The sequence below is a fragment of the Paraburkholderia tuberum STM678 genome (assembly GCF_902833905.1).
Lineage (GTDB): Bacteria > Pseudomonadota > Gammaproteobacteria > Burkholderiales > Burkholderiaceae > Paraburkholderia > Paraburkholderia tuberum.
In genome coordinates this window covers 22199-45297 of the sequence record NZ_CADFGP010000040.1, presented here as the reverse complement: position 1 = coordinate 45297, position 23099 = coordinate 22199, and the positions used below count along the sequence as shown (strand labels likewise).

Here is a 23099-nt window from a genome sequence, read left to right as displayed (position 1 = left end):
AAGTTCTTGACGATGACGCTGAGGGACGCCTATATTCGATAGCAATGACGGTGCAGTTCTGCCGGAACCTACAGGAGACGCAGACATGAAGGTGGCTTCACACCTCGAGAAGATCCGGAGTCTGGAGGGGCTGCGTGCCCGGCTCGAACCGCTGCAGGACTTCGAGCTCTGGTTTTGGGCAGGCATGACAGCGGGGACGCACGCCGTCAATGCTGCACTCCACCATGCAGCGGTGACGCGAGACGACGATGTGTTTCCGATGCAGCCTGGCGTCTATCTGGTTGCGCAGCCGGACCGATCGCTCAGGCCCTCTTTCCATCCGCTGGGAGATGTGCTGCACGTTGGGCGCCCGAAGGTGGAGGCGGCGGTGCCGGAAGATGTCGCGGCGATGATGCACCAGATGGAGATCATCGAAGGGCATCGCGACCCGTGCGTGCGAGACGGCGTCGCGCCCACCGTGGCGATCGTGGACGAATGCGATGCTGCGCTGGGCGAGTGTCTTCGGCTGCTGAACAAGCGAATGGAGGAAGGCGCCACATGAATACCGAGCACCACATTGCAGCGGCAGCGCGCATCGAGCGATCGCTCGAGAAGTGCCTTGCGCAGGACTGCGAGATGAAGATTGAAGGGGCGATGCTTGCCGGCACACATTGGCTGAATGCTGCGCTGCATCGCATGGGCGTGACGCTGCCAGCGACTGATGTTATGCATACCTACCTTCTGACGATCAACGAATATCGACGGCTGTGCGTCGCGGACGGCGAGATGCTCCGCGCGCTGTCGGAGATCGAAGATCTGCGTGCGCCATTCGTGCGCGGCAACTGGCCGGGCGCGCAGGCAGCAGCGGACCGTGCGCTCGCGCTGCTATCGGTCATTCGCACAAGAGTGATGGCGGGCGCCGGCTGATCGACATCAGGAGCGCCCCGTATTCAACGGAGGAGACAACAGTGAAAGCAGTACGCGTAGTACCGACGCCGGACGGCGGCAAGATCGAGATCCAGGGCATTCCCGTTCCGCAGGTCGGTGCTGGACAGGTTCTGGTCAAAGTGCGGGCGGCCGGCCTGAATCGTGGCGAGATCAACCAGGCTCGCGAGCTTCGCTCGGGCAACGTCATTACCGCGGGTGTCGAATTCGCCGGCGAGGTGGCCGAGGTCGGCGACGGCGTGAGTGGCTGGCGCGAAGGAGACCGGGTAATGGGTCATGGCCGCAACTGTCAGGCGGAATATGTGGTCTCTGATCCGCTTGCGCTGATGCCCATTCCGCAGAACCTGTCGTGGATCGATGCAGCAGCATTCGCGAATGTTTTCGTCACGGCACATGATGCGGTCGTGACCAACGGTCAACTACGCAAAGGCGAGTCGATCCTGGTCAATGGCGCATCAGGCGGCGTAGCGATGGCTGCGATCCAGATCGCGTCGGTGCTCGGGGCGAAACCTGTAATCGCGATGTCGCGCTCGGCTGCCAAGCTCGACAAGCTCGCGCGGTTCGGCGTTGACGTCGGTATCGATTCGTCGCGCGAGTCGCAGGTCGACGCCGTGATGGCCGCGACCGACAGGCGCGGCGTCGACGTCATCATCGACACGGTGGGTGGCCCGGTCTTCGAAGCGAATATGGAATGCCTCGCGGTGAAGGGGCGTCTCGTCAATATCGCGCGGCTCGGGTCCGCCACCGCCCAGATCGATCTGACCAAGCTGTGGCTCAAGCGTCTGAAGCTGATTGGCGTCACGTTCCGCACCCGTACCGAGCAGGAACGGCTCGAATGCATCCAGGCGTGCGCGCGCGACCTGCTGCCGTTTCTCGAGGCGGGACGCCTCGGATTGCCGATCGACCGGACATTTTCGATTGACGCGATTGCCGACGCGCACGCCTACATGCAACTCGATCAGCACGTCGGCAAAATCGTGCTGACGGTGGCATGAGAACCTCACATGAACAGCATCGCTAAACAGGAGACGCAAATGAGCATCCGCATTACTCCGCTGACTGGCTCGGTTGGAGCCCTGGTCGAAGGCATCAATCTGAACGAATCTGTCAGCCGCGATACGTTCGAGGTCCTGCATCGGGCATTCCTCGAACACTGCGTCCTCGTGTTCCGCGGCCAGAATCTGCAGCCGGCGGCGCACGTCGAATTCGCGAGGCTTTGGGGCAACCCGGCCCAGAGCAATCCGTTGGATCCGGCGGTGCCGGGCTACCCCGGTCTGATCCAGGTCACGAAAATCCCGAAAGAGACGGCCTCGACGGAAGCCTGGCATTCGGATTCGATCTACACCCCGGCTCCGCCCAAAATCTCGATTCTTTCCGCGGTTGTGGTGCCGCATGGCGGCGACACGATGTGGTGCAACCAGTACGTGTCGTACGACCGCCTGTCGCCGACCATGCAGCGCATGCTCGAGGGTCTGCGTGCACGCTTCACGGGGCTGCGTCTTGCACGCATGAGAGGGATCGACAAGATTCCTTCGGCCGTCCACCCGATCGTGCGCACCCATCCGGAGACGCGCCGTAAGGCACTGTACGTTGGCCACCCGGAGACCGCGCAGCAGATCGAGGGCATGACGGTCGCCGAGAGCCGGCCGCTGCTCGACTTCCTGTACGAACATTCGACGAGCCCCGACAACGTCTACCGCCACATGTGGCAAGCGGGCGACGTGGTGATGTGGGACAACCGTTGCACGATGCACTATGCCGTGCATGACTACGGCGAGGCAGAGCGCGTCTTGAACCGGATCACGCTCGAAGGGGAAGTGCCGGTCTGACGCGCCTCGCTTCAGTCAACAGATGGTAGGGCGTCGCGGCGAATAGCTGCTGGCTGTGTCTTTTTATTGATAGGTTCAGCGAACCGATTGCGAAGCAAAAGCATATTGGGCGGAAAGAGGGGATCAGATGAAAAAGACAAGAATCGCAATGACGGCGGCGGCCGCGATCGCATCGGCGCCTGTATTTGCGCAAAGTTCGGTCACGCTGTACGGGATCGTGGATACAGGCATCGAGTTTTTGACGCATGCCACACCGACGGGCGGCTCCGTTGCGCGCATGCCAGTGATCGGCGGAGGGGACGTGCCGTCGCGCTGGGGGATCCGGGGCACGGAGGACCTGGGTGGCGGACTGAAAACGGTCTTTACACTGGAAAGCGGCTTTTCCGCGTCGAACGGTGCGCTCCAGCAGGGCGGACGTCTGTTCGGCCGGCAGGCTTATGTCGGCTTGAGCGGCCCTTGGGGGCAACTCACGTTTGGCCGGCAGTACAGCATGACGAACTGGGGGATGGTGGAATCGAACATCATCGGCTCAGGGGGATTCGGCGGTCTTGCGTCGTTTGATCCGTTTTTGCTTGCAGCCCGGTTCGATAACGACGTGGTGTACATGGGCACGTTCTACGGCGTGACGGTCGGAGCGAGTTACTCGTTCGGCCGCGATTCGAGTGCGACGGCAAATTGCCCTGGCCAGTCGGCTAATGACTTTCTCGCCTGTCGTGCAGTCACAGGCATGCTCAAGTACGAAGGTAATGCCTGGGGCGTGGCCACCACCTATGACGAACAGCGCGGCGGCGCAGGTGCGACGCCCGTCACCGTTGTCCCGGGAGCGCCGGGTATTGCCTTCACGAAGTCCGGCGATACCGACCGACGTTACCAGGTGGCCGCACACGTCGACATCAAGTCGGTGCGGCTAGGCGCGGGATGGCTGCACCGGGTGGTGGAGGGCGACGTACGGTCGGCCAGAGTGGATATCGGCTACCTCGGCGCATCAGTGCCCTACGGCGCATGGATCTTCGATGCGCAGGTTGCGCATATCCATAACGGCGACTTCGACGCCAACGGCACGATGGGCACATTGCGGGCGAACTACAACCTCAGCAAGCGCACCGCGCTTTACGGTGTATTCGCCTACATGAAGAACAGCGGCAAACAGGGCATCTATTCGGTGTCGGCTTCCAGTGCAGTGCCAGCGGCTCCGCACCCCGGATCGAATCAGCTGGGCGGCGAGATCGGCATTCGTCATCTTTTCTGATCGCAAGATCGGCACGGCCATGTCGCGCAACGCGAACGCCTGCGGCGGACAGTGATGGGTTGCATCTCGACAAATACCGCGTGTGCGGGCGAGTCGCAGTCGCGAACTTGACGACTGTCTGATTCGTTCACCAGATTCAAAACAGTATCGCGCAGATATGCGCAATGTGAGGTTGCAAATGGAGATTGGAATACCCGCGGAGGCGAAAGGCCGCCAGGCACTGGTCGCGGCGACGCCCGAGACGGTCAAAACGCTCGTCGCCCAGGGGCACGGGGTCACTGTCGAGGCGGGTGCGGGCGAGCGTGCTCACTACACCGACGACGCGTACCGTATTGCTGGCGCGCAGATTGGCGATGCGGCAGCGGCTTTCGGTGCGCAGATCGTCCTGAAGGTCGCATCGCCGACTGCCGATGAGTTGCCGCTGATGAAACGCGGCGCAGTGCTCGCCGGCATGCTCGATCCGTTCAACACCGAGAACGCGCAGCGCCTTGCAGCCGCCGGCGTAACCGCGTTCGCTCTGGAAGCCGCGCCGCGCACCACGCGCGCACAAAGTCTCGACGTGCTTTCGTCGCAGGCCAACATCGCGGGCTACAAGGCTGTGTTGGTTGCGGCGCACCACTATCCCCGCTTTATGCCGATGCTGATGACGGCGGCGGGCACCGTCAAGGCGGCACGCGTGCTGATTCTCGGCGCGGGCGTCGCGGGTCTGCAGGCGATCGCCACCGCCAAGCGTCTGGGCGCCGTGATCGAGGCATCCGACGTGCGCCCCGCTGTCAAGGAACAGATCGAATCGCTCGGCGCGAAGTTCCTCAACGTCGCTTACGAGACCGACGAAGAGCGCGAAGCCGCGCAGGGCGTCGGCGGCTACGCGCGGCCGATGCCGGCGAGCTGGCTGCAACGCCAGGCGGCGCTCGTCCATGAGCGCGCAAAGCAGGCGGACGTGATCATCACGACGGCGCTGATTCCGGGCCGCGCCGCGCCGACGCTCATCTCCGCCGAAACCGTGCGGGCGATGAAGGCGGGCTCGGTGATCGTTGATCTCGCAGCGGGACGGGGTCGCGTCCTGAACGGCCACCGCGGCGGCAACTGTCCGCTCACCGAGCCGGACAAGGTCATCGTCACGGAGAACGGTGTGCAGATCGTGGGCTACACGAATCTCGCATCGATGGTGCCGTCCGACGCATCGGCGCTCTATGCACGCAATCTGCTCGACTTCCTGAAGCTGATCATCACGAAGGAAGGCGTACTCAATATCGATCTCGCGGACGACATCGTCGCGGCCACACTGCTGGCTCGCGACGGTGAAGTTACGCGCAAGGCTTAAGAGGAGACGGGTGATGGAAGTTATCAACCACACCGTGATCAATCTGATCATTTTCGTGCTGGCGATCTATGTCGGCTACCACGTTGTCTGGAACGTTACGCCGGCGCTGCATACGCCCTTGATGGCCGTGACGAACGCCATTTCGGCGATCGTCATTGTCGGCGCGATGCTGGCGGCGGGGCTGACCGTCGGCAGCACGGGCAAGCTGTTCGGCACGGTCGCTGTCGCGCTCGCGGCGGTCAACGTGTTCGGCGGCTTTCTCGTCACACGGCGCATGCTGGAGATGTTCCGGAAGAAAGAGCCGAAGAAGAAGGCAGTTCATGGCATCGCTGTAAAGGAGGGTGTGTAATGAGCACGAACGTCGTTACGCTCCTTTATCTGATCGCGTCGGTGTGCTTCATCCAGGCGCTCAAGGGGCTGTCCAATCCGAAGAGTGCGCGCGCCGGTAACATGTTCGGCATGGCCGGTATGACCATCGCGATTCTCACGACGGTCGCGTTGATCGCGCAGCAGGCGGCGGCGCTGGGTTCGAACCTTGCGCTCGGTCTGTCGCTGGTGTCTGTCGCACTGATTGTCGGCGGCGCGATTGGTGCGTTCGTCGCCGCGCGCGTCGAGATGACGAAGATGCCCGAACTGGTCGCGGCCATGCACTCACTGATCGGTCTCGCCGCAGTGTGCATCGCGTATGCAGTCGTGTCGGAACCGGCTGCGTTCGGGCTCGGCGCCGAAGAGGGCGTGGCGGGATTTCTGCCATACGGCAATCGCGTCGAGCTGTTCATCGGCACGTTTGTCGGTGCGATCACGTTCTCGGGTTCGGTGATCGCATTCGGCAAGCTATCGGGCAAATACAAGTTCCGGTTGTTTCAGGGCGCGCCCGTCGTTTATGGCGGCCAGCATCTGATCAACCTGATGCTCGCGCTCGCGATGCTCGGCTTCGGCATCCTCTTCTTCATCACGCAGTCCTGGCTCCCGTTCATCATCATGACGGTAATCGCGTTCGTGCTCGGCGTGCTGATCATCATCCCGATCGGCGGCGCGGACATGCCGGTCGTCGTGTCGATGCTGAACTCGTACTCGGGCTGGGCGGCGGCGGGCATCGGCTTCTCGCTGAACAACGCGATGCTGATTATCGCGGGCTCGCTGGTGGGTTCGTCGGGTGCGATTCTGTCGTACATCATGTGCCGCGCGATGAACCGCTCATTCTTCAACGTGCTGCTGGGCGGCTTCGGCAATGAACCGGGCGCGGCGGCGGCCGGCGGCGCGGCGGAGCAGCGTCCGGTGAAATCAGGTTCGGCCGATGACGCGTCGTTCATGCTCGGTAACGCGGAAACCGTCGTGATCGTGCCGGGCTACGGGCTGGCCGTGGCGCGCGCACAGCATGCGCTGAAGGAACTGACCGACAAGCTGATCGAGAAGGGTATCGAGGTGAAGTACGCAATTCACCCGGTCGCGGGCCGCATGCCGGGGCACATGAACGTGTTGTTGGCAGAAGCTGAAGTGCCGTACGACATTGTCCACGAAATGGAAGACATCAATGGCGAATTCGGTCAGGTCGACGTGGTGCTGGTGCTCGGCGCGAACGACGTGGTGAATCCGGCCGCGAAGAACGATCCGAAGTCGCCGATCGCGGGCATGCCGATCATCGAGGCGTACAAGGCGCGCACGGTGATCGTCAACAAGCGGTCGATGGCAGCGGGCTACGCCGGGCTCGACAACGATCTGTTCTACATGGACAAGACGATGATGGTGTTCGGCGATGCGAAGAAGGTGATCGAGGACATGGTGAAGGCAGCGGCGTAAGTCCGCGCATTCACTGCAAAACAGACGAGAGGATGTATGGCGGAACTCTATCTGGTCCGGCACGGGCAGGCATCGTTCGGCAGCGGCAACTACGACCTGCTTTCCGAGGTCGGCGAGCGCCAGGCCGTGTGGCTCGGCGAATATTTCTCGCAACAGGACGCGAGATTCGATCGTGTCATCACGGGCACGATGCGTCGGCACAGACAGACGCTCGACGCGATCATTCAGGGCCTCGGCTACCCCGTGACGCATATCGAGCAGCACGCCGGACTGGACGAATACGACTTTCACGCACTGTTCGAAGCACTTGGGCCGGAGCATGGGGCGCTGAAGTCGCTACGGCATGGATCGAAAGGCGACTTCCAACGGGGGCTGCGGCAGGTGCTGAAACTGTGGTCGGAAGACCGGATCGACGGACCCATTCCCGAAGCATGGGCGAGCTTTGAGCATCGCGTGTCGGAGGCAAGGCGCGCGATCCAGGACGGTCCGGGAAAACGCGTGCTGGCGGTGACCTCGGGCGGTGTGATGGCCGTGATGGCGCAGCAGTCGTTGAGGGCGCCGGCGGAGACGGCTATTGCGTTGAACATGCAGGTCGGCAACAGCAGCTTTTGCCGGATCTTCTTTAACGAACGTGCGTGGCATCTTGGCAGCTTCAATAGCGATCCGCATCTTGATCGCGTCGACCGCCGACGGTATCAGACCTACGCGTAATGACAGGAAACGATTGAATGACGACTACGAATACTACCGATATCGATATCGGCGCACTCGCACCCTATCTCGAGAGGTCGATTCGGGGCTTCAGCGGTCCGGCGTCCGCGCACAAATTCGCGGGCGGTCAATCGAACCCGACCTTCCTGCTCAAGGCCGCCAGTGGCAACTATGTGTTGCGCAGACAACCCACGGGACCGCTGCTGAAATCGGCTCACGCGGTGGATCGCGAGTTTCGCGTACTGGACGCGCTCGCAAAGACAGATGTGCCGGTCGCTCGCGCGTATCACCTGTGCGAAGACAAGGATGTAATCGGCACGATGTTCTATGTGATGAGCTTCGAAGAGGGGCGCATTTTCTGGAACCCGGCGTTGCCTGAGATCGCTCGCGAACAGCGGCGGGACTACTACGACGCGATCGTCCGCGCGATGGCGACGCTCCACGATGTGGATATCGACGTCGTGGGTCTGTCCGATTACGGCCGTGCGGGCAATTACTTCGAGCGACAGATCGGCCTCTGGACTCGGCAGTATCGCGCCGCCGAGACAGAGCGCATGGAAGCGATGGAGACCCTGATCAAATGGTTGCCTGTTCATTGCCCCGTGCAACAGGTTGCGCCTTCCCTCGTGCATGGCGATTTTCGCATCGACAATCTGATCTTTGATCCGCACGAATGCCGTATCAAGGCATTGCTCGACTGGGAGCTGTCGACACTGGGTCACCCGCTTGCCGACCTTGCCTATTTTTGCATGTGTCTGCGGCTTCCCGCGAACGCCCCCATCGTCGGGCTTCAAGGCGAGAACAGAGCCGCACTAGGCCTGCCGGGCGAAAAGGAAATCGTTGCCCGATATTGCGAGTTGCGCGGCATTTCGGCGATTTACGGCTGGTCTTTCTACCTGGCGATGAGTTTCTTCCGGCTGGCCGCCATCGTGCAAGGGGTCAAAAAGCGTGCGATCGACGGTAACGCGTCACATGCAAACGCGCAGGAGGTCGGGGCAATGGTGGGAGCGCTGGCACGCATGGCGGTAGACGTCCTCGAGGAACAAGGCTGATCCGTCAGGTCAATGACGAACCGACGGTGACATCCGGGTGTCGGCGGGCACTGGAACGGAGTCGATCTCCGGCCGATGCCGACCGGCCAGACCTATTCATTTAAAGAGTAACCATCGACATGAGCACTAATTTATTCGATCTGACCGGCAAGGTTGCACTCGTCACCGGTGCAAGCAGGGGAATCGGTGAAGAGATTGCCAGCCTGCTTGCTCAACAGGGCGCGCATGTGATTGTGACGAGCCGGAAGCTGGAAGACTGCGAAGCCGTATGCCGGCGCATCCGTGAAAGCGGTGGGAGTGCCGAGGCACTCGCATGCCACGTCGGGCGCATGGAGGACATCGCAAAGACCTTCGAGCACATCCGGGCAGTCCACAAGCGACTGGACATTCTGGTCAACAACGCGGCGGCGAACCCCTATTTCGGCCACATACTCGACACGGACCTTGCGGCATTCGACAAGACCGTGGAGGTCAATATCCGCGGCTATTTCTTCATGTCGGTCGAAGCCGGAAAGATGATGCGGGAACAGGGCGGCGGTTCGATAGTCAACACTGCGTCGATCAACGCATTGCAGCCGGGGGACATGCAGGGCATCTATTCGGTCAGCAAGGCGGCCGTCGTCAACATGACGAAGGCTTTCGCGAAAGAATGCGGTCCCTACGGAATACGCGTGAATGCGCTCCTTCCAGGTTTGACCAGAACGAAGTTCGCGGGGGCACTGTTCGAAACGAAATCGATCTACGACGAATGGATGGGGCGGATTCCTTTGCGTCGTCACGCTGAGCCGCACGAGATGGCGGGTACCGTACTCTACCTCGTGTCCGACGCCGCGAGTTACACGAACGGTGAATGCATCGTCGTCGACGGTGGATTGACCCTCTGACGCCAGCAACAACGGAGACATCATGGAATTCGACTACACGCCGAACGTCAGGCACATGCAGGAGCGGTTGCTGGCGTTCTTTGACGAACACATCTACCCGAACGAAGCGCGCTACATCGAGGAGGTGCGGACCAACCGGCAGGCGGGCAATCCCTGGGTGCCAACTCGCATCATAGACGAGCTAAAGCTGCTTGCGCGAAAGGCGGGTTTGTGGAATCTGTTCCTGCCGCGCTCGACGCGTGCGCCTGAGGGATTGACCAATCTCGAATATGCGCCGCTGTGCGAAATCATGGGCCGGGTGCCATGGTCGCCGGAAGTATTCAACTGTTCGGCGCCCGACACGGGCAACATGGAAACGCTCGAACGCTATGCGAGCGAGGCACTGAAGGACCGCTGGCTCGAGCCGCTTCTGCGCGGCGAGATCCGCTCGGCGTTCCTGATGACGGAGCCAGCAGTCGCGTCATCGGACGCAACGAATATTGCCTGCCGGATCGATCGCGACGGCGACCACTACGTGATCAATGGCACGAAGTGGTGGTCGTCTGGCGCCGGCGACCCGAGATGCAAAGTCTATATCGTCATGGGTAAAACCGATCCCGACGGGCCACGCCACGCACAGCAGTCAATGATCGTCGTGCCGGCGGATACGCCTGGCATCACGGTGAAGCGCTTCCTGCCGGTGTACGGCTACGACGATGCCCCGCATGGTCATATGGAGATCGAGTTGCGCGATGTGCGGGTTCCGGTTTCCAACCTGTTGCTTGGAGAAGGGCGCGGCTTCGAGATCGCGCAAGGGCGGTTGGGTCCGGGGCGTATTCATCACTGCATGCGCAGCATCGGCGCCGCCGAGCGTGCGCTCGAATTGATGTGTACGCGCAGCCTGGAACGCGCCGCTTTCGGCAAACCGCTCGGCGAGCATGGCGTCACGCAGGAACGCATCGCACAGGCACGGTGTGAAATCGAAATGACGCGTCTTTTGACGCTCAAGGCCGCATACATGATGGATACGGTTGGCAACAAGGAGGCCAGGGCCGAGATTGCGATGATCAAGGTGGTCGCGCCCAACATGGCCTTGAAGGTGATCGACTGGGCAATCCAGGTGCACGGAGCGGCTGGTGTATCGGACGATTTTCCGCTTGCCTATGCGTGGGCGAACCAGCGCACGCTGCGTCTTGCCGACGGACCTGATGAAGTTCACCGCAACGCGATCGCCAGGCTGGAACTGGCCCGCTACCGGCGCACGCAATCGGCTTGAGAGCGATGTTTTTTCGTATCGCGAGCGTCGCTAGCGCACGCTGCGCGCATTCGCTGTCGGCAAAGGAGTAGCAATGGAAAGGGAAGTCGTCGTTGTAAGCGGTGTGCGCACCGCAATCGGCAAGTTCGGTGGCAGTCTCAAAGACGTGCCGCCGACCCAGCTCGGGGCACTGGTGGCGCGCGAAGCGCTTTCGCGAGCCAGCGTGTCGGGAGACGAGGTCGGCCACGTGGTGTTCGGTAACGTGATCGCGACGGAGCCGAAAGATCTCTACCTCGCGCGCGTTGCGGCGCTCGACGCGGGCGTGAGCGAAGCGACCCCTGCGTTCACTGTCAACCGCCTTTGCGGCTCGGGTTTGCAGGCGATCATTTCGGCTGCGCAGACGATCCTGCTTGGCGATGCGGACATAGCAATCGGCGGCGGCGCCGAGAACATGAGCCGCGCGCCTTACGTGACGCCTGACGCCCGTTTTGGCGCGCGCATGGGAGACACACGTCTGATCGACATGATGCTCGGCGCGCTGCACGACCCGATCCATTCGATGCACATGGGAATGACCGCCGAGAATGTTGCGCGCAAGTATGGGGTTACGCGCGAGCAGCAGGATGCGCTGGCCCTTGAGTCGCACCGCCGGGCAGCGCACGCGATTGCCGAAGGCAGGTTCAAGGAGCAGATCGTTCCGGTCACGCGCAAGGTCAAGGGACAGTCGACAGTGTTCGACACCGACGAGCACGTCCGTCTGCAACTCGATCTCGACGAACTCGCGGGACTGCGTCCTGCATTCCTGCGGGATGGGGGCACGGTCACGGCCGGCAACGCGTCCGGCATCAACGATGCCGCCGCAGCCGTCGTGATGATGGAGCGCAAGACAGCCGAGCAACGCGGCATCGAGCCGCTCGCGCGGCTTGTCTCATACGCGCACGCCGGGGTCGACCCACTCTATATGGGTATCGGCCCGGTGCCGGCGACACGCATCGCGTTGCAGCGGGCGGGACTGGATGTAACGGATCTGGATGTCGTCGAATCGAACGAAGCGTTCGCGGCGCAGGCCTGCGCAGTGACGCAACTGCTCGAACTCGATCCGGCCATGGTCAACCCGAACGGATCAGGCATTGCGCTGGGCCATCCGATCGCTGCGACCGGCGCACTGATTACGGTCAAGGCGTTGTACGAGCTTCAGCGTATCGATGGACGCTTTGCGCTCGTCACGATGTGCATTGGCGGAGGCCAGGGCATCGCGGCCGTGTTCGAAAACCTTCGTCGCGCATAGTGCGTGCGCAATAGCGCATTGAGAGACAAATCATGGCAATTGAAACGATAGGTGTCGTCGGCGCCGGCACGATGGGCAATGGCATTGCACAGACGGCGGCCATCGCTGGCGTGAAGGTCGTGATGGTCGACGTCACCAATGAGGCGCTCGCGAATGGCATGGCCGCCCTGAGCGCAAGCATGGACCGGCTTGTCGCAAAAGAGAAGCTCGAGCGTCCAGCGCGTGATGCGGCGCTCGCGCGTATCGAAACTTCGACTGACTATCAGCGACTGGCTGCCGTCGATCTGGTGATCGAGGCAGCCACCGAAAGCATCGAGCTCAAGCTGCGTATCGTGACGCAGATCGAGTCGGTAGTCAGACGCGATACGATAGTCGCATCAAACACATCGTCGATTTCAATCACGACGCTCGCTGCATCGCTGGCCGATCCGTCGCGCTTCATCGGCATGCACTTCTTCAACCCGGTTCCACTGATGTCGCTGGTGGAAATCATTCGCGGTCTGCAAACCAGCGCCGATACCGCTGAAGCAGTTCGTGAATTGACCGTGCGGCTTGGAAAGTCGCCAATCGACGTGAAGAACTCGCCGGGATTCGTTGTCAACCGTATCCTGGTGCCCATGATCAATGAAGCGTTTTTCGTGCTGGCGGAGGGCGTGGCCAGCGCCGAGGAAGTCGACGCCGCAATGCGGCTTGGCGCCAATCAGCCGGTCGGTCCTCTGGCACTCGCAGACCTCGTCGGGCTCGATGTTTGTCTTTCGGTTATGGATGTCTTGTTGAAAGACCTTGGCGATCCAAAGTACCGCGCATGTCCGCTTCTGCGCGAACTGGTGGCGGCGGGACGATTCGGACGTAAATCAGGCCACGGTGTGTACCGGTATTAATGACTTTTGCCGGTCCATCGGATTCGAACTAGTGAGGAAAGCGTTGTGAAGATTATTGTGCCAGTGAAGAGTGTGGTCGACTACAACGTGAAGGTCCGCGTGAAATCGGACGGCACGGGCGTCGACATCGCAAACGTGAAAATGTCGATGAACCCGTTCGACGAAATCGCGGTGGAAGAAGCGGTGCCTCTGAGGGAAGCGGGCGTCGCGACTGAAGTGATCGCCGTGTCGGCCGGTGTGACACAGGCGCAGGAAACGCTGCGCACCACGCTCGCAATCGGTGCGGATCGGGCAATCCTGATCGAGTCCTCCGAAGAGCTGCAGCCGCTGGCCGTCGCCAAGCTGCTGAAGGCGCTGGTCGACAAGGAACAGCCGCAGCTCGTGATTCTCGGCAAGCAGGCCATCGACGACGACTCGAACCAGACCGGCCAGATGCTGGCTGCGCTGGCTGACCTGCCGCAAGCAACGTTTGCGTCGAAGGTGGTCGTGGCTGACGGCAAGGCGACCGTGTCGCGCGAAGTGGACGGCGGTGCGGAAACGCTGTCGCTGACGCTGCCCGCAGTTGTCACCACCGATCTGCGCCTGAACGAGCCGCGCTACGTGACGCTGCCGAACATCATGAAGGCGAAGAAAAAGCCGCTGGAAACGCTCAAGCCCGAAGACCTCGGCGTCGATGTCACGCCGCGCCTGAAAACGCTGAAAGTCGCCGAGCCGCCCAGGCGCTCCGCCGGTGTGAAGGTGCCGGACGTGAAGACGCTGGTCGAGAAGCTGAAGACCGAAGCCAAGGTGCTTTAAGTAAAACGCGGAGACGGACGAAATGACGAACCTGGTAATAGCAGAACACGACAACGCGTCGATCAAGGCTGCGACGCTGAACACCATCGCAGCGGCGCAGAAGATCGGCGGTGACATTCATGTGCTGGTGGCAGGTCACAACGCACAGGCCGCGGCGGATGCAGCGGCGAAAATTGCAGGCGTGTCGAAGGTGCTGCTGGCCGACGCGCCGCAGCTCGAAGCGGGCCTCGCGGAAAACGTCGAAGCGACCGTGATGAAGATTGCGAAGGACTACACGCACATCCTCGCGCCGGCGACCGCCTACGGCAAGAACATCACGCCGCGTATCGCCGCAAAGCTCGACGTCGCGCAGATCAGCGACATCACCGCAGTGGATAGCGCCGACACGTTCGAGCGTCCTATCTACGCGGGCAACGCAATCGCGATCGTGCAATCGGCTGATCCGATCAAGATCATCACGGTGCGCTCGACCGGTTTCGATGCGGTGGCAGCCGTTGGCGGCAGCGCATCGGTGGAGAAGATCGAAGCCGCAGCAGACGCCGGCATCTCGCAGTTCGTGAGCCGCGAAGTGACGAAGCTGGACCGTCCTGAACTGACTTCGGCGAAGGTCATCGTCTCGGGCGGCCGAGGTCTCGGCAACGGCGAGAACTACACCAAGGTGCTGGAGCCGCTCGCCGACAAGCTGAACGCAGCACTGGGCGCATCGCGTGCGGCAGTGGACGCGGGCTTCGTGCCCAACGACTATCAGGTGGGCCAGACCGGCAAGATCGTCGCGCCGCAGCTGTACGTGGCCGTCGGCATCTCGGGTGCGATCCAGCATCTGGCCGGGATGAAGGACTCGAAGGTGATCGTCGCAATCAACAAGGACCCCGAAGCACCGATCTTCAGCGTCGCTGACTACGGTCTGGTCGGCGACCTGTTCACGCTCGTGCCGGAACTCGTCAGCGAACTCGGTTAGCAGCCGTAGCGCCGCAACGCCGAATAAAATGCGTCTGGCAGCACATGAAGGGCGCAGGACCGACCGAGTCCCGCGTCCTTTTTTCATATCAAGGGAGGAGAACCGAAATGAGCTATACGGCGCCCATCAAGGACATGCTGTTCGCGATGAAAGAACTGGCCGGTCTCGAAGATACCGCGACGCTGCCAGGCTTCGAGGATGCGAACTTCGATACGGCTCAGGCCGTGCTCGAAGAGTCCGCGAAACTGTGCGGCGAAGTCCTCGCGCCGCTGAACGTCGACGGCGATCGCAATCCGAGCAGCTGGAAGGACGGCAACGTCAGCGCGACGCCCGGCTTCGCCAGCGCGTTTCGCCAGTTCGCAGCGGGCGGCTGGCAGGGCGTGCAGCATCCCGTCGAATATGAAGGGCAAGGCCTGCCCAAGGTGGTCGCGGCCGCGTGCATAGAAATGTTGAACGCGTCGAACCTGTCGTTCGCACTGTGTCCGATGCTGACCGATGGCGCGATCGAGGCATTGCTCACAGGAGGCAGTGAAGCGCAAAAACAAACCTACGTGCCCAAGCTGATTTCAGGCGAATGGACCGGTACGATGAACCTGACCGAGCCGCAGGCCGGCTCCGATCTCGCGATGGTGCGCACGCGCGCCGAGCCGCAGGGCGACGGTTCGTTCAAGCTGTTCGGTACGAAGATTTTCATCACGTGGGGCGAGCACGACATGGCGAAGAACATCGTCCATCTCGTACTCGCGCGTACGCCGAATGCGCCTGAAGGCGTGAAGGGCATCTCGCTGTTTCTGGTGCCGAAGTTTCTCGTCAACGAGGACGGCTCGCTAGGTGAGCGCAACGACGTGCATTGCGTGTCGATCGAGCACAAGCTCGGCATCAAGGCGAGCCCGACCGCGGTGCTGCAGTTCGGCGACCACGGCGGCGCGCTCGGTCAGCTGATCGGCGAAGAAAATCGCGGCCTCGAATACATGTTCATCATGATGAACGCGGCGCGTTTCGCGGTGGGGATGCAGGGCGTCGGCATATCGGATCGCGCTTACCAGAAGGCGGTTGCCTACGCGAAAGATCGCGTGCAGAGCCGTCCGGTGGATGGCTCCGCGAAGCAGTCTGTGGCGATCATCCAGCACCCGGACGTGCGCCGCATGCTCGCGACAATGCGCAGCCTCACCGAGGCGTCGCGCGCGCTCGGGTACGTCGCGGCCTCGCATTGCGATCTCGCGCATCGTCATCCGGACGACGCGACGCGCGCTAAGCATCAGGCGATCTACGAATACCTGGTGCCGATCGTGAAGGGCTGGAGCACGGAGCTGTCGATCGATGTCGCGAGCCTCGGCGTGCAGGTGCACGGCGGCATGGGTCTCATCGAGGAAACCGGCGCCGCGCAGTACTACCGCGACGCGCGCATTCTGCCGATCTACGAAGGCACGACGGCGATCCAGGCCAACGACCTGATCGGCCGCAAGACGCTGCGCGACGGCGGCAAGGTCGCCAAGGAACTGCTCGCTGGTATCGCCGAAACGGTGGAAGCGCTTGGCGCGCAGCAGGGCGCGGCGTTCGCGTCGATGAAGACGCAACTCTTGCAGGGCCAACGCGCGCTGGGCGCGGTCGTCGATTTTGTCGTTGCGAACGCGAAGGGCGATCCGAATGCGGTGTTCGCGGGCAGCGTGCCGTATCTGAAGCTCGCGGGCATCGTGCTCGGCGGCTGGCAGATGGCGCGTGCGCAGCTGGCCGCGGCGGCCAGGCGCGACGAGGATCCCGCGTTCCATGACGCGAAGATTGCGACCGCGCGGTTCTACGCCGAACATGTGCTGCCGCAGGCGGCGGCGCTCGAAGTGGCGATCGTCAGCGCGAAGGGTGACGAGGGTGTGCTGGCGTTGTCGGAAGATCAGTTCTGATGCGACGCTCGCGGGCAACTGCAGCTCCAAAAACAGGAGGCGCCCGAGAGCGCCTCCTGCGTGCGCGGACGATGAAGCCGTCAGGCTTATGCTGCGTTCTCACGCACGACCACGAGGCGCTCCGAAAATGGCCCGGAATAGACGCTCTGATAGTAAAGCGGCAGGTCGCGCAGGGTGTAGCCGCGCAACTCCATGATGAAGCCGGGCGCGTCGGCCTCAAGCCCAAGCTCGCGAGCGGCCGTCGGGGGAAGTGCACCGAAGCGGATCCACTGGTCGACTCGTAGCGTGGGAAGTGATAGTCGCTGACCGATGAGTTCACGCAGGTTCTTATCAAGAGCCTCATTGTCGAGACTGCCCAGTCCGACGAATTGCTCCTCGCGCAGCCAGAATTCGCTATAGAGGTCAAAGCGTCCACCGACGCTGATGATTCTCTCAATGCGAACGAAACCGTCACCGTTGAGAAATTCTGACCACGGTCCTTTGCGTTTCATACGCCTTACGGAGCGCCCGTGAACATAGGACGGCAATTCGTTGCCATCGGCGTCGCGAAAGCGCAGGTAGCGGACGTCTGCGGGGACCACACGCGTACCCGACACAAACGTGCCGCGGCCTTGCTCGCGGGTTATCAGTCCGGAGTGCACGAGACGGGCGAGAGCCTTCTGAATGGTGCCAACGCTTACGCCATGAGATGCCGCGAGTTCGCCCTCGGAGGGAAGGCGGTCACCCTCGCGCAGTGACCCGGATTCGATGTGACGGATGATCGCGTCAGAGACGCTGGAGAGCTTTGTCATATTGCTTCGGCGGCTGCGTTGGACCCGGAAATTTGCGATCCCGCTGACTTCGAGGACCGCGCCTGCGAGTCGATGAGGCTGCTGACTACCGGTGCGAAAGTGAGCAGGACGAGAACAGCTGAATCATACACCTATATAGGTGTAGAAGAGGTTGTCGTGTCGAGTTCGGGCGACGCCAGTGGGCAGAGGACGTATATTTGCCAAAAATCGGACCGACCTGGCAGCGCGCCGTGAAACGCTGCCTGCAGCAACGCGTTCGCCGGGTTGATCGCAGAAGAGAGGCGCGCGTAGTCGATGACCTCGAAGAAGAACTTCAGGCGGTATTTGCATGGTTCATTTACACGGGTGATTTGCGGTGATCGACCAGATGCAACTGGTAGAGTCGCAGGTTCCCGACGGTGGGCGGGCCCGGTGAGCGCCCGAGAAATCGCGGAAATTCGCGCACGATGCGCAGATAGGTGTCCTGCGTCTTCGGGGAAGGCCGGCGCATGCCGGACCGACGCGTGATGCATTTGAGAAATCGGCCAGATATTATTCTTAGGCGTGACGCGCAGGAAATCCAATGATCGCGAGCTTTCCAGAGATAAAGCTTGCCGTGCGTCGGTGTGATGGCGCCGGATGTGAAGACGCTGGTCGAGAAGCTGAAGACCGAAGCCAAGGCGCTTTAAGGAAAACGCGGAGACGGACGAAATGACGAATCTGGTGATAGCAGAACACGACAACGCGTCGATCAAGGCTGCGACGCTGAACACCATCGCAGCGGCGCAGAAGATCGGCGGTGACATTCATGTGCTGGTGGCAGGTCACAACGCGCAGGCCGCGGCGGATGCGGCAGCGAAGATTGCAGGCGTGTCGAAGCTGCTGCTGGCCGACGCGCCGCAGCTCGAAGCGGGCCTCGCGGAAAACGTCGAAGCGACCGTGATGAAGATCGCGAAGGACTACTCGCACATCCTCGCGCCGGCGACCGCTTACGGCAAGAACATCACGCCACGTATCGCCGCAAAGCTCGACGTCGCGCAGATCAGCGACGTCACCGCCGTGGACTCCCCCGACACGTTCGAGCGTCCGATTTACGCGGGCAGCGCCATCACGACGGTGCAATCGGCTGACCCGATCATGGAGAAGATCGAAGCCGCCGCAGACAGCGGAATTTCGCAATTGGTGAGCTGCGAAGTGATGAAGCTGGACCGTCCGGAACTCATATCCGCAAGATCATCGTCTCGGGTGGCCGCGGTCTGGGCTACGGTGAGGACTACACGAAGGTGCTCGAACCGCTGGCCGACAAGCAGCTGACCGCGGCGCTCGGCGGATCGGGTGCGGCAGTGGGTGCGAGCTTCGTGCCGGACGACTGTCAGGTCGGCCAGACCGGCAAGATCGTCGCGATCAACAAGGATCCCGAAGCGCCCATCTTCAGCGTCGCCGATTATGGCGTGGTCGGCGATCTGTTCACGGTCATCCCCGAACTCGTGAGCGAACTTGTCTGATTCGATTGACACGGAGCGCCGCGTGAAAGCGCGTCGAATAGCAAAGCGAAGAAGCGCAGGAACGTGTAATCCGGCGCAGCTGTCTTCATCGGATTCGCGGAGGACGTAGACAATGGCAGATGGCGCGTTCGCTGCTTGCCGCATCGCAGAAACAAGCCGAGAATCCTTTATTCAACGGCGCGAAAATCGCGACCGCGCAGTTCTTTGCCGAACATGTGCTGCCCCAGGCAGTGGCGCTGAAAGCGTCGATTGTCAGCGCGAATGGCGATGCGGGGGGCTGGCGCTGTCGGAGGACCAGTTCTGAGGGTGGTTGCGATAAACCGGAGGGAGCATCATGGCCAGTGCCCCAAGTGTAAGCATGACCCAAGGCGCCGAATCTGCACGAAGTGGTCTCGACGCGGACGCGCTGCGGCGTGGCATCGTTGACAACCTTGTCTGCCTGCAGGGACGCCATCTCGCGCTCGCCACGCCACGTGACTGGTACATGGCACTCGCGTACAGCGTGCGCGACCGGATGCTCGCGCGGTGGTCCGCGACCGTCGAAAGCTATACGGAACGCGAGATAAGGGTTGCCTGCTACCTCTCTGCCGAGTTCCTGATTGGACCGCAACTGGGCAATAATCTGATTAACCTTGGCATCGAGGCCAACGCGCGGGCGGCATTACGGTCGCTCGGCCAGAATCTCGATACGCTGCTGGCGATCGAGGAAGAGCCGGGATTGGGCAATGGAGGTCTCGGGAGGCTTGCTGCCTGTTACCTGGATTCGCTTGCGACGCTCGAAATCCCTGCCATCGGGTACGGCATCCGCTATGAGTTCGGCATCTTCCACCAGGATATCCGTGACGGTTCACAAGTCGAGTTGACTGACAAGTGGCTCCAGTGGGGAAATCCATGGGAATTCGTTCGTCCGGACGTGAGCTTCTATGTTGCCTTTGGCGGGCACACCAACAACGAGATCGACGCGCAGGGCCGTTTTGTCGTTCGGTGGATACCGGCGCATCAGGTCAAGGGCGTGGCCTGCGACATGCCCATACTAGGTTACCGGGTCAACACGTGTAACGCGTTGCGTCTGTGGAAGAGCGAGGCGGTCGAATCATTCGACCTGCAGGATTTCAACGCCGGCGACTACTATGAGGCGGTACAGGAGAAGGTGATCTCCGAGACGCTCTCAAAGGTGCTGTATCCCAACGATGAGCCCGAGGCCGGCAAGCGATTGCGCCTGGCCCAGCAATATTTCTTCGTATCCTGCTCGCTGCAGGATATGCTGCGCCTGCTCGACCGCAGGCGGGAACCGGTGGAACACTTCGCGAACATGTTCACCGCGCAGTTGAACGACACCCACCCGTCCATCGCGGTAGCCGAACTGATGCGCCTGCTGGTGGACGAACGTCTCGTGCCATGGGACGAGGCGTGGGACATCACCCGCCGCACGTTCGCCTATACCAATCACACACTGCTACCTGAGGCACTTGAGACGTGGGGAGTACCACTGTTTCAAAGCCTGCTGCCGCGGCCGCTCGAGATCATCTACGAGATCAACCGCCGGTTCCTCGACGAGGTTCGGCAAAGGCATCCCGGTGACGATGCCCGCATCGCGCGAATGTCGCTGATCGACGAGAGAGGGGAGAAGAGGGTCCGCATGGCCCATCTGTCGACGATCGGCAGCCATGCTGTCAATGGTGTGGCCGCGCTGCATTCCGCGCTGCTCAGACAGACCATACTGCGGGATTTTGCTGAACTGTGGCCAGAGCGCTTCCACAACGTTACAAACGGCGTCACACCGCGCCGATTCATGTTGCTCAGCAATCCGGGCCTCGCGCGGCTTCTTGACGAGACGGTGGGTGATGGGTGGGTCACCGACCTCCGGCGGCTTCGGAATCTCGACGCGCATGCTGACGATTCGACCTTCCAGGAGGAATGGCGTGAGGTCAAACGATCGAACAAGCAGGTCTTGGCGCAACGGATCCGCAACGTCACGGACATCCTCCTTGATCCCGATGCGCTGTTCGACGTTCAGGTCAAACGTATTCACGAGTACAAGCGTCAGCACCTGAACGCGCTTTACATCGTCACGCTTTATCAGCGTCTGCGCCTCAATCCCGGGCAGGACATCGTACCGCGCTGTTTCATCTTTGGCGGGAAGGCGGCGCCAGGCTATGCGATGGCAAAGCTTATGATCCGACTGATCACCGGCGTGGCCGAAGTCGTGAACAACGATCCGGCCATGGACGGCCGACTGAAGGTCGTGTTCTTTCCCAATTTCAATGTGAAGAACGCGCACTTCATCTATCCGGCCGCCGACTTGTCCGAGCAGATCTCGACCGCCGGCAAGGAAGCGTCCGGTACCGGCAACATGAAGTTCATGATGAATGGCGCGCTCACTATCGGAACATTGGACGGTGCCAACGTCGAGATCCGCGAAGAAGTGGGCGACGAGAACTTTTTCCTCTTCGGTCTGACTGCTGAACAGGTAGAGCGGGTCAAGCACGAAGGTTATCGTCCCGCTGTGCATGTCGAAAGTAATGCCGAGTTGCGCGAAGCGCTCAATCTGATCGAAGGCGGATTTTTTTCGCGTGGGGACCCGCAGGCGTTTCGCCCACTCGTCGAGAACCTGCTGCAGGTCGATCCATTTCTCGTACTCGCCGACTATGCGGACTACGTGACTTGCCAGGACCGGGTAAGCGCCGCTTGGCAGGACCCCGGGCGCTGGACGCGCATGTCGATTCTCAATACGGCGCACTCGGAGAAATTCTCGTCCGATCGAGCGATTGATGAGTACTGTGAAAGAATCTGGAAAATTTGCCCGGTAAGAATTGCCCTTGACAGCCCCCGACGCCCCACCGGTCCTCCCGCCTGAGCCATGGTATTGGCCCCGTCCGTTGGCACGCGCAGTCTGCGGCTATCTGGGTTCCGGCGTCTCTGAAATCTAAGCCGCAATGCTGATCGGCCCAAGGATCCGCAACTGCTTCAGGGTGCGCGGATTCGACGACAGGAAGGAGATGCAATCATGCGTTTTCCCACGTATCTCATCGCGACGATGCAAAACCGCAATTTGACATAAAAGGAATTGGCAAAATTTCATTAGTATAACTAAGTAGCGTGCGGTATATAAAATCCACTTGCAGACCGGAAAAGCGTCGTGAGGATCTGCTTAGGTGGGTGAGCTGTAAGACCGCAGGTTGTTGCACAACGATAGCGCTGATCCTGGAAAGTGCCGAATGACGTGCCTGGTGGATGCCGTGCCTAGTGCATGTCATGCATGTGCGCGATGCCGAGTTCACCGGCGAACTGGGCGAGTCGTTTGTCCAAGGTCCAAAGTGACGCACCGGGAGTCATCAAAGTTGACGCAAGCAGCGTAAGATCGCTGCTGCCGCAGCCTCGACCATAAATTTGTCTTGCCTCGATCAACTCCATCACCTCGGTCCATGTCGCGTGCGTCGCATGTTGCAGCAGCCCGATGTCGTGGAGCGTACGTGCGCGGGGTGCAGGCGGAGTGCCGCAGGCGAGTTCAACAAGCACGACTGGATGTGTGAGCGCCTGATCGCTGGTGATCAGCTGGGCAAGTCTCATATTCGCGCGACGGAAATGATCAACCCACACAGATGTATCGATGAGGACGCTCATTGAGCCGCAGGCTCCGAGCGGCGCCGCGGGATGTCGGGCATACCGGGCTCGGTGCCACCCAGGGACGCCAGACGCTTACCAGCCTGAACGCGAACAAACGTCTGCATCGCCACCCGAAACAGGTCGGCCTTATCCATGTCAGGGTCGGCGAGCTCAAGAGCGCGCTCGTAAAGGTTGTCGTCGATCGTAACAGTGGTTCGCATTTTGATGACTCCCGGTTGATGCTGAATCGCATCAATTATAGCATCAAATATTTAACGCTTCTTCCTGGGCGAAGGATGAAGCAGGCCGCACGGAGTGTCGAGGGGACTGGGCTGCGTCGCAGGACTATTCCGCCATGGCACCCCGTTATACCTATTGCCGTGAGCCTCTC

The 23099-nt window shown here is 61.2% G+C and carries 22 protein-coding genes and 2 pseudogenes; 20 read left to right on the top strand and 4 right to left on the bottom strand.

What is annotated here, in order from left to right; translation table 11 throughout:
- Nucleotides 1–85: 85 nt before the first annotated feature.
- The 17 genes from HWY30_RS28635 to HWY30_RS28555 all read left to right on the top strand — a co-directional run bounded on the left by HWY30_RS28635 (nucleotide 86) and on the right by HWY30_RS28555 (nucleotide 16827).
- The gene (locus HWY30_RS28635) at nucleotides 86–541 is read left to right on the top strand and encodes a hypothetical protein (protein ID WP_090812556.1); all 456 of its coding nucleotides are present in this window, start codon (nucleotides 86–88) and stop codon (nucleotides 539–541) included.
- Nucleotides 538–906 carry a hypothetical protein gene (locus HWY30_RS28630; protein ID WP_090812555.1) on the top strand — a complete coding sequence of 123 codons (369 nt, stop codon included), beginning with the start codon at nucleotides 538–540 and terminating at the stop codon, nucleotides 904–906. The genes HWY30_RS28635 and HWY30_RS28630 overlap by 4 nt, the downstream gene beginning before the upstream one ends.
- Nucleotides 907–947: 41 nt before the next feature.
- Nucleotides 948–1919, top strand: a complete 972-nt coding sequence (locus tag HWY30_RS28625; RefSeq protein ID WP_090812554.1) for a zinc-binding dehydrogenase — start codon at nucleotides 948–950, stop codon at nucleotides 1917–1919.
- Nucleotides 1920–1958: 39 nt separating this feature from the next.
- Nucleotides 1959–2753 (top strand): TauD/TfdA dioxygenase family protein, encoded by a 795-nt coding sequence (locus HWY30_RS28620; protein WP_090812651.1) that lies wholly within the window; start codon nucleotides 1959–1961, stop codon nucleotides 2751–2753.
- 148 nt (nucleotides 2754–2901) lie between these two features.
- A complete protein-coding gene (locus HWY30_RS28615) occupies nucleotides 2902–4002 on the top strand; it encodes a porin (protein ID WP_244145044.1) in 1101 nt (366 codons plus the stop codon).
- Between the two features lie 178 nt (nucleotides 4003–4180).
- A complete protein-coding gene (locus tag HWY30_RS28610) occupies nucleotides 4181–5326 on the top strand; it encodes a Re/Si-specific NAD(P)(+) transhydrogenase subunit alpha (RefSeq protein WP_090812552.1) in 1146 nt (381 codons plus the stop codon).
- 13 nt (nucleotides 5327–5339) lie between these two features.
- Entirely contained in the window at nucleotides 5340–5675 is a 336-nt protein-coding gene (locus HWY30_RS28605) for an NAD(P) transhydrogenase subunit alpha part 2 (RefSeq protein WP_090812551.1), read from the top strand.
- Nucleotides 5675–7126: an NAD(P)(+) transhydrogenase (Re/Si-specific) subunit beta gene (locus tag HWY30_RS28600; RefSeq protein ID WP_090812550.1), complete on the top strand. Its 1452-nt coding sequence runs from the start codon at nucleotides 5675–5677 to the stop codon at nucleotides 7124–7126. Before HWY30_RS28605 ends, HWY30_RS28600 begins: the two co-directional genes overlap by 1 nt.
- Before the next feature lie 36 nt (nucleotides 7127–7162).
- The gene (locus tag HWY30_RS28595; RefSeq protein WP_090812549.1) at nucleotides 7163–7837 is read left to right on the top strand and encodes a histidine phosphatase family protein; all 675 of its coding nucleotides are present in this window, start codon (nucleotides 7163–7165) and stop codon (nucleotides 7835–7837) included.
- A 17-nt stretch (nucleotides 7838–7854) separates the two neighbouring features.
- Nucleotides 7855–8889 carry a phosphotransferase gene (locus tag HWY30_RS28590; protein WP_090812548.1) on the top strand — a complete coding sequence of 345 codons (1035 nt, stop codon included), beginning with the start codon at nucleotides 7855–7857 and terminating at the stop codon, nucleotides 8887–8889.
- Between the two features lie 119 nt (nucleotides 8890–9008).
- Nucleotides 9009–9773, top strand: a complete 765-nt coding sequence (locus HWY30_RS28585) for an SDR family oxidoreductase (RefSeq protein ID WP_090812547.1) — start codon at nucleotides 9009–9011, stop codon at nucleotides 9771–9773.
- Nucleotides 9774–9795: 22 nt separating this feature from the next.
- Nucleotides 9796–11028, top strand: coding sequence for an acyl-CoA dehydrogenase family protein (locus tag HWY30_RS28580; RefSeq protein WP_090812546.1), 1233 nt, complete (start codon nucleotides 9796–9798; stop codon nucleotides 11026–11028).
- 73 nt (nucleotides 11029–11101) lie between these two features.
- Nucleotides 11102–12295 carry a beta-ketothiolase BktB gene (bktB, locus tag HWY30_RS28575; protein WP_090812545.1) on the top strand — a complete coding sequence of 398 codons (1194 nt, stop codon included), beginning with the start codon at nucleotides 11102–11104 and terminating at the stop codon, nucleotides 12293–12295.
- 32 nt (nucleotides 12296–12327) lie between these two features.
- The gene (locus tag HWY30_RS28570) at nucleotides 12328–13176 is read left to right on the top strand and encodes a 3-hydroxybutyryl-CoA dehydrogenase (protein WP_090812544.1); all 849 of its coding nucleotides are present in this window, start codon (nucleotides 12328–12330) and stop codon (nucleotides 13174–13176) included.
- Between the two features lie 45 nt (nucleotides 13177–13221).
- Entirely contained in the window at nucleotides 13222–13971 is a 750-nt protein-coding gene (locus HWY30_RS28565; RefSeq protein ID WP_090812543.1) for an electron transfer flavoprotein subunit beta/FixA family protein, read from the top strand.
- Between the two features lie 22 nt (nucleotides 13972–13993).
- Nucleotides 13994–14929 (top strand): electron transfer flavoprotein subunit alpha/FixB family protein, encoded by a 936-nt coding sequence (locus tag HWY30_RS28560; RefSeq protein WP_090812542.1) that lies wholly within the window; start codon nucleotides 13994–13996, stop codon nucleotides 14927–14929.
- A gap of 107 nt (nucleotides 14930–15036) precedes the next feature.
- Nucleotides 15037–16827 carry an acyl-CoA dehydrogenase gene (locus HWY30_RS28555; RefSeq protein WP_090812541.1) on the top strand — a complete coding sequence of 597 codons (1791 nt, stop codon included), beginning with the start codon at nucleotides 15037–15039 and terminating at the stop codon, nucleotides 16825–16827.
- Nucleotides 16828–16913: 86 nt separating this feature from the next.
- Here the strand turns inward: HWY30_RS28555 and HWY30_RS28550 are convergent, their stop codons facing one another.
- Both HWY30_RS28550 and HWY30_RS28545 read right to left on the bottom strand, forming a co-directional pair.
- Nucleotides 16914–17618: a GntR family transcriptional regulator gene (locus HWY30_RS28550; protein WP_090812540.1), complete on the bottom strand. Its 705-nt coding sequence runs from the start codon at nucleotides 17616–17618 to the stop codon at nucleotides 16914–16916.
- Nucleotides 17619–17955: 337 nt separating this feature from the next.
- A complete protein-coding gene (locus HWY30_RS28545; protein WP_176078964.1) occupies nucleotides 17956–18108 on the bottom strand; it encodes a hypothetical protein in 153 nt (50 codons plus the stop codon).
- 200 nt (nucleotides 18109–18308) lie between these two features.
- On the opposite strand from HWY30_RS28545, the pseudogene HWY30_RS28540 reads away from it, so the two are divergent.
- From HWY30_RS28540 to HWY30_RS28530, 3 genes and pseudogenes are all read left to right on the top strand, one after another.
- Nucleotides 18309–19102 (top strand): annotated as a pseudogene (locus tag HWY30_RS28540) (electron transfer flavoprotein subunit alpha/FixB family protein).
- Between the two features lie 113 nt (nucleotides 19103–19215).
- Nucleotides 19216–19406, top strand: a pseudogene (locus tag HWY30_RS28535) (acyl-CoA dehydrogenase C-terminal domain-containing protein); the annotation flags it as partial.
- A 54-nt stretch (nucleotides 19407–19460) separates the two neighbouring features.
- Entirely contained in the window at nucleotides 19461–21959 is a 2499-nt protein-coding gene (locus tag HWY30_RS28530) for a glycogen/starch/alpha-glucan phosphorylase (protein ID WP_425199410.1), read from the top strand.
- A 386-nt stretch (nucleotides 21960–22345) separates the two neighbouring features.
- Here the strand turns inward: HWY30_RS28530 and HWY30_RS28525 are convergent, their stop codons facing one another.
- Nucleotides 22346–22726, bottom strand: coding sequence for a type II toxin-antitoxin system VapC family toxin (locus HWY30_RS28525; protein WP_090812537.1), 381 nt, complete (start codon nucleotides 22724–22726; stop codon nucleotides 22346–22348).
- Nucleotides 22723–22929: a type II toxin-antitoxin system VapB family antitoxin gene (locus tag HWY30_RS28520; RefSeq protein WP_018420240.1), complete on the bottom strand. Its 207-nt coding sequence runs from the start codon at nucleotides 22927–22929 to the stop codon at nucleotides 22723–22725. Before HWY30_RS28520 ends, HWY30_RS28525 begins: the two co-directional genes overlap by 4 nt.
- Nucleotides 22930–23099 lie beyond the last annotated feature (170 nt).

Coding starts and splice junctions, on each gene's coding strand:
- HWY30_RS28635 (WP_090812556.1), top strand. CDS start 86: ATGAAGGTGGCTTCACACCTCGAGAAGATCCGGAGTCTGGAGGGGCTG.
- HWY30_RS28630 (WP_090812555.1), top strand. CDS start 538: ATGAATACCGAGCACCACATTGCAGCGGCAGCGCGCATCGAGCGATCG.
- HWY30_RS28620 (WP_090812651.1), top strand. CDS start 1,959: ATGAGCATCCGCATTACTCCGCTGACTGGCTCGGTTGGAGCCCTGGTC.
- HWY30_RS28615 (WP_244145044.1), top strand. CDS start 2,902: ATGACGGCGGCGGCCGCGATCGCATCGGCGCCTGTATTTGCGCAAAGT.
- HWY30_RS28610 (WP_090812552.1), top strand. CDS start 4,181: ATGGAGATTGGAATACCCGCGGAGGCGAAAGGCCGCCAGGCACTGGTC.
- HWY30_RS28605 (WP_090812551.1), top strand. CDS start 5,340: ATGGAAGTTATCAACCACACCGTGATCAATCTGATCATTTTCGTGCTG.
- HWY30_RS28600 (WP_090812550.1), top strand. CDS start 5,675: ATGAGCACGAACGTCGTTACGCTCCTTTATCTGATCGCGTCGGTGTGC.
- HWY30_RS28595 (WP_090812549.1), top strand. CDS start 7,163: ATGGCGGAACTCTATCTGGTCCGGCACGGGCAGGCATCGTTCGGCAGC.
- HWY30_RS28590 (WP_090812548.1), top strand. CDS start 7,855: ATGACGACTACGAATACTACCGATATCGATATCGGCGCACTCGCACCC.
- HWY30_RS28585 (WP_090812547.1), top strand. CDS start 9,009: ATGAGCACTAATTTATTCGATCTGACCGGCAAGGTTGCACTCGTCACC.
- HWY30_RS28580 (WP_090812546.1), top strand. CDS start 9,796: ATGGAATTCGACTACACGCCGAACGTCAGGCACATGCAGGAGCGGTTG.
- bktB (WP_090812545.1), top strand. CDS start 11,102: ATGGAAAGGGAAGTCGTCGTTGTAAGCGGTGTGCGCACCGCAATCGGC.
- HWY30_RS28570 (WP_090812544.1), top strand. CDS start 12,328: ATGGCAATTGAAACGATAGGTGTCGTCGGCGCCGGCACGATGGGCAAT.
- HWY30_RS28560 (WP_090812542.1), top strand. CDS start 13,994: ATGACGAACCTGGTAATAGCAGAACACGACAACGCGTCGATCAAGGCT.
- HWY30_RS28555 (WP_090812541.1), top strand. CDS start 15,037: ATGAGCTATACGGCGCCCATCAAGGACATGCTGTTCGCGATGAAAGAA.
- HWY30_RS28550 (WP_090812540.1), bottom strand. CDS start 17,618: ATGACAAAGCTCTCCAGCGTCTCTGACGCGATCATCCGTCACATCGAA.
- HWY30_RS28545 (WP_176078964.1), bottom strand. CDS start 18,108: ATGCGCCGGCCTTCCCCGAAGACGCAGGACACCTATCTGCGCATCGTG.
- HWY30_RS28530 (WP_425199410.1), top strand. CDS start 19,461: ATGACCCAAGGCGCCGAATCTGCACGAAGTGGTCTCGACGCGGACGCG.
- HWY30_RS28525 (WP_090812537.1), bottom strand. CDS start 22,726: ATGAGCGTCCTCATCGATACATCTGTGTGGGTTGATCATTTCCGTCGC.
- HWY30_RS28520 (WP_018420240.1), bottom strand. CDS start 22,929: ATGCGAACCACTGTTACGATCGACGACAACCTTTACGAGCGCGCTCTT.